The organism is Mycobacterium sp. TH-M82 (assembly GCF_057473605.1).
Window position 1 is genome coordinate 1 of sequence record NZ_JBYCKY010000606.1, and the last position, 4460, is coordinate 4460.

At 60.9% G+C, this 4460-nt stretch carries 4 protein-coding genes; 1 reads left to right on the forward strand and 3 read right to left on the reverse strand.

The genetic code is table 11. From position 1 onward, the window contains the following. Positions 1 to 290: 290 nt before the first annotated feature. From fadD17 to AC2VON_RS18025, 3 genes are all read right to left on the reverse strand, one after another. Positions 291 to 1817, reverse strand: coding sequence for a long-chain-fatty-acid--CoA ligase FadD17 (fadD17, locus tag AC2VON_RS18015; protein ID WP_486954179.1), 1527 nt, complete (start codon positions 1815 to 1817; stop codon positions 291 to 293). 365 nt (positions 1818 to 2182) lie between these two features. Continuing rightward, entirely contained in the window at positions 2183 to 2572 is a 390-nt protein-coding gene (locus tag AC2VON_RS18020; RefSeq protein WP_486954176.1) for a transposase, read from the reverse strand. Beyond that, positions 2544 to 3080 (reverse strand): IS5 family transposase, encoded by a 537-nt coding sequence (locus AC2VON_RS18025; RefSeq protein WP_486954177.1) that lies wholly within the window; start codon positions 3078 to 3080, stop codon positions 2544 to 2546. The genes AC2VON_RS18020 and AC2VON_RS18025 overlap by 29 nt, the downstream gene beginning before the upstream one ends. Before the next feature lie 340 nt (positions 3081 to 3420). Between AC2VON_RS18025 and AC2VON_RS18030 the strand changes: the two genes are divergently transcribed. Beyond that, positions 3421 to 4251: an IclR family transcriptional regulator domain-containing protein gene (locus tag AC2VON_RS18030; RefSeq protein ID WP_486954178.1), complete on the forward strand. Its 831-nt coding sequence runs from the start codon at positions 3421 to 3423 to the stop codon at positions 4249 to 4251. The last annotated feature ends 209 nt before the right edge of the window (positions 4252 to 4460 follow it).

A 4460-nucleotide genomic window follows, 5' to 3' on the forward strand; every position in this document is an offset into this window, starting at 1 on the left:
AACTGCCCACCGTCGCCTGGATCAACCAACCAACCCCCGAAGCACTCATCAAATCCGCGTAAGAAACTGTCTCACCAGCCTTGACATGTTCCGGACCACACTCACGCGGGCCATGCCGATCCCGCCCTCCACATAGGGCAAGCCTTCTGGACCACGCGCCTCTCTCGGTTCGATGCTAACCAAGAGCCTTCTCGTCGAAAAGTGAGTCTTTTCCGGCTTCGACGGCGGCAAGTGGAGTGTTAAGTTGGGTCGGACCGGTTGAAACGCCTCAAGTCTGTCAGACCTTACGGTCACTCCGCACGAATGCGCCGACCCTTTATCTGCCACACCGGATCGGAGCAGTCGACGGCTTCGGCCGAAAGCTCACGCTTTAACACCTTGAACGTAGCGGTCCGCGGCAGTGCCGTGCTGATCCGGACGTAGGACGGCCACTGCTTCGGCCCTAGGTCTAGCTGATTGGCGAGGAACAGCCGGAATTCATTGACGTCAAACTCGATGGCCGGGTCCATCACCAACGCGGCCATTACCTGATCACCCACCACCGGATCGGGCACCGCGTACACCGCGGCCTCGGTCACCCCTGGGTACCGTAGCAGGACCCGCTCGATGGGCGCTGTACCAAGGTTTTCGCCGTCGACCCGCAACCAATCGCCCAGCCGACCAGCGAAGTACACGTATCCATCCGCATCGCGGTAGGCCAGATCACCGGTGTGGTAGACGCCGCCCGCCATCCGCTCCGATTCGGCAAGCGGGTCATTGTAGTAACCCTCGAAGCCGCCCGGCCCGTCGATGTTCACCAGTTCGCCGGTCCGGTCAGGTGGGCAGCTTTGGCCCGTGTCGACATCGATGATGTCAACACCCGCGGGTAGCGGGCCAAGAGCGCCCGCAGGAGTGTCCGGCGTGCGGCTGATCGCTACCCCACCCTCTGTGGAGCCGTACCCGTCGACGACGACACAGCCGAATCTGCGGGCGAAGCCTTCGATATCGGTGGGTGCGCCCTCATTGCCGTACACGGCGCGTAGCGGGTGGTTTGCGTCATCGGGATTCTCGGGAGTCGCAAGGACGTACGACAACGGTTTACCGACGTAACTGGCGTAGGTGGCGCCGTAACGCCGGACATCAACAAAGAACTGCGAAGCAGAAAACCTGCGCCGCAATGCAATTGAACCGCGGCAGGCGGCAGCCACCGCCCAACCAACCAGTATAGCATTCGAGTGGAACAACGGCATCGACACGTAGCAGACGTCGTTTTGGCCCAACGCAAACTGGTCGGCGATCATCACACCGGCAGTCGCGACCTTGCCGTGGCTGCACTTTACGGCCTTCGGTTCCCCGCTGGTTCCCGAGGTGAATATCAGCATGAATAGGTCGCTTGCTTGGGCAGACATAAAGCGCATCTCGGCATTCCGGTAACCGTCCACCTCGTCGGCCCAGTCGACGGAATCGACGTTGATATGTGCGATGTCGCCCAGCACCGCGGCCGATTTTGAGTCGGCCAGCACCAGCTGGCAGTCGGCGTGTTGTATGTCCCGGGCGAGCGCCGCGCCGCGACGCACCGGGTTGAGGCCCACTGGCACGATTCCGCAAATTCCGGCGGCGCTTAGCAGGGCCGAGAAAAACGGGGTGTTCTCCAACAGCACCCCGACGTGCGGCGGCTGTGTCGGATCGAGATGTTCTCGCAGCGCCGCCCCGATCGCGGCGCCGTGGCGGATGTGGTCGCGCCAGCCGGTGAACGACTCCTCGAAGTAGACACCCCGGTCGTCAACCTCGGCCAAGTGTGTGAGTAAGCCGGTCACCGTGGGCCGCTCTTCCGACATCACGCGGTTCAACCGCCTTCCTGCTATTGGGCATCGGGTCGTGGTCTAAACCCCCATCGTTGTGTGCCATTACGGGGGTGGGCGGTTTCGGCGAAGCCAGCGTTCGCCGACGAAGTACCACCGTAGCGTACGCATTACGTACATCCGTACGAGCCGCGATCATTATGTGGGTACTGGCAAGCTAAAGTCAACGCATCGGCGCCGGTGTCGGGACCTCACCAACGTCGAGCGCCTAGGGATGCACTGATCAATGCGCCATTTGGGGCTGCCGGTGCCGTGGCGGGCCGTCGTGGTGGCCTGTGCCGGCCCGTAGCCCCGGTTGGGGGTCTTGCTTGGCCGGTTTTGGGCAGGCCGGTGCCTGGCCGTCACCCCATCAGGGTGACGGCGCGGGTGCGCATCAGCCAGTTCGCCGAGGCGAACAGCACATGTAAATGATTGAGGTTCTTGGTGACTCCGCGGTAGCGGGTCTTGGTGAACCCGAAGTCGCGTTTGATAATCAAGAACGGATGCTCGACCTTGGCCCACACCGACGCCTTGCGGGTCTCAATCGCCCGATCAACGGGATGCATCGTCTTGAGCTGGGTCTTGCGGGCAGCCACCCGCCACTGGATCTTCGACTTGTGCTCGTCCTGGGCGATCTCGGGACGCTTCTGCGCGCCCTGGTAGCCCGAATCGGTGTAGACCACCTCGTCGTCATCGCGCACCAGGTTGACCGCCTCGTCCAGGTCATGGATGTTTGCCGGTGTGGCGGTCACCTTGTTGACGTACCCGGTGCCGGCAGTCGACCCCGATGTGGCCCTTCATGCCGAAGTACCACTGGTTGCCCTTCTTGGTCTGGTGCATACCCGGATCACGGGCACCGGCGGCGTTCTTGGTCGAGGACGGCGCGGCGATGATCGTGGCGTCGATGATGCTGCCCCCGCGCATGATCCAGCCTTCCTTGTCGAAGATCTGGTTCTGCGCGGCGAACAGCTTCTCCCCGAGCTTGTGCTCCTCAAGAAGGTGGCGAAACCCCAGCAGCGTGGTCGCATCAGGTACCTGCTCGACAGCGAAGTCCAGCCCCATGAACCGGCGCATCGCATAGGAGTCATAGATCGCCTCCTCCACGCCCTCATCCGACAGCGAAAACCACACCTGCAGCAGATACATCCGCAGCATCGACTCGATCGGCTTGGCCTTGCGGCCCCGCTTGCCCGCCGCCTCGGTGTAGTAGTGCGGCTCAATCAGCCCCACCCACACATCCCACGGGATCGCGGCATCCATCGTGGCCAGGAACTGTTCCCGGCGAGAAACCCGCCGCCGGTTGCCGTATTCGATGTCGGTGAAACTGGGCTACGCGGTGTTCATGACCTGCGATCATTTCCTGACACCGGCCACCCAGACCAGCCGACCCACCGACCCACCCAAAAATCAGTGGATCCCTAGGTCTCCGGGTCGTACTTGTTCGCCACAATCTGCACCTTCGCAAAGAAGAGAGTTGCACATCAAACGCGGGAAGGCCCACCCCCTTCACCAAGCCTCATGCAAAATCCGGGTTAGCATGACAACTACGTTCGTCAGACCACAGGGCGAAATCGAGTCTCGGGATGGGTGCCAACGGATCATGACAGTGGAGCAAGATGGTTCCGGACCCCCCTCGGCATCTGGTGCTTACGTCCAGTCATTAGCGCGTGGGCTCAACGTTATCCGCGCCTTCAGCGACGAACATCCTCGGCAAACCATCAGCGACATCGCTCGGCGGTGCAGCTTATCCCGACCGGCAGCACGGCGATTTCTGCACACCCTCGTGGAGCTTGGGTACGTCGCCACTGATGGCACGCATTACTGGCTGACCCCACAAGTGCTCGAACTCGGGTCTAGCTACCTCTCCAGTTTGTCACTGCCCGACCTGGCGCAACCCCATCTGACGGAGTTGTCGGCGACGATCAACGAATCGTCGTCGGTATGCATTCTGGATGGCTTCGACATCGTCTATGTCGCGCGAGTGCAAGTCCGCCGAATAATGTCTGTAACGATTTTGCCTGGCACCAGAATGGCGGCAGCTGGGACTGCAATGGGCCGAGTGCTGCTCGCAGGTTTACCGGCCGCGAGGCAAGAAGAATACCTGCGCACGGTACCGCTGGAATCGTATGCATATACCAGCGGAACCATCGTTTCGCGAGACGAATTAGCCGTCGAGTTACGTCGGGTGAAGTCGCAGGGCTATTGCATCGTCGATCACTCACATGATTATCGTGTGCGCTCGGTGGCAGCACCGATCCGGAGTCGCAACGGGGATACGGTTGCCGGAGTCCAAGTTTCAGCACCGTCGATCACATATTCGGAGTCGAAAGTCCGGGACCACATATTACCGCTAGTGCTCGCCACCGCGGATAAAATCAGCGTTGATGTCGCGCACACACAGCTTGGTCTGATAAACATAAACTCGTCATAATTTCTCCAATTTACTTCGCTTCATGACGAGACGGTGATCGAGCGACGCTTCCTATCTGACACGAAAATTCGGTGACCACAACAGGTGACCGAAGCCTGTGGTGGGGTTAGGCGGGTTGGGCGAGTGGTTCGAGGGTGACGCGGTAGCCGAGGGCTTGGAGTTGGTTGACCGCTCGTGCTTTGGAGACAGCTGGCCGGTGTGCGGTGTAG

What these genes read in the sequence shown, in the direction of transcription:
- fadD17 (WP_486954179.1), bottom strand. Translation starts at nt 1,817, where the DNA reads ATGTCGGAAGAGCGGCCCACGGTGACCGGCTTACTCACACACTTGGCC.
- AC2VON_RS18025 (WP_486954177.1), bottom strand. Translation starts at nt 3,080, where the DNA reads ATGGATGCCGCGATCCCGTGGGATGTGTGGGTGGGGCTGATTGAGCCG.
- AC2VON_RS18030 (WP_486954178.1), top strand. Translation starts at nt 3,421, where the DNA reads ATGACAGTGGAGCAAGATGGTTCCGGACCCCCCTCGGCATCTGGTGCT.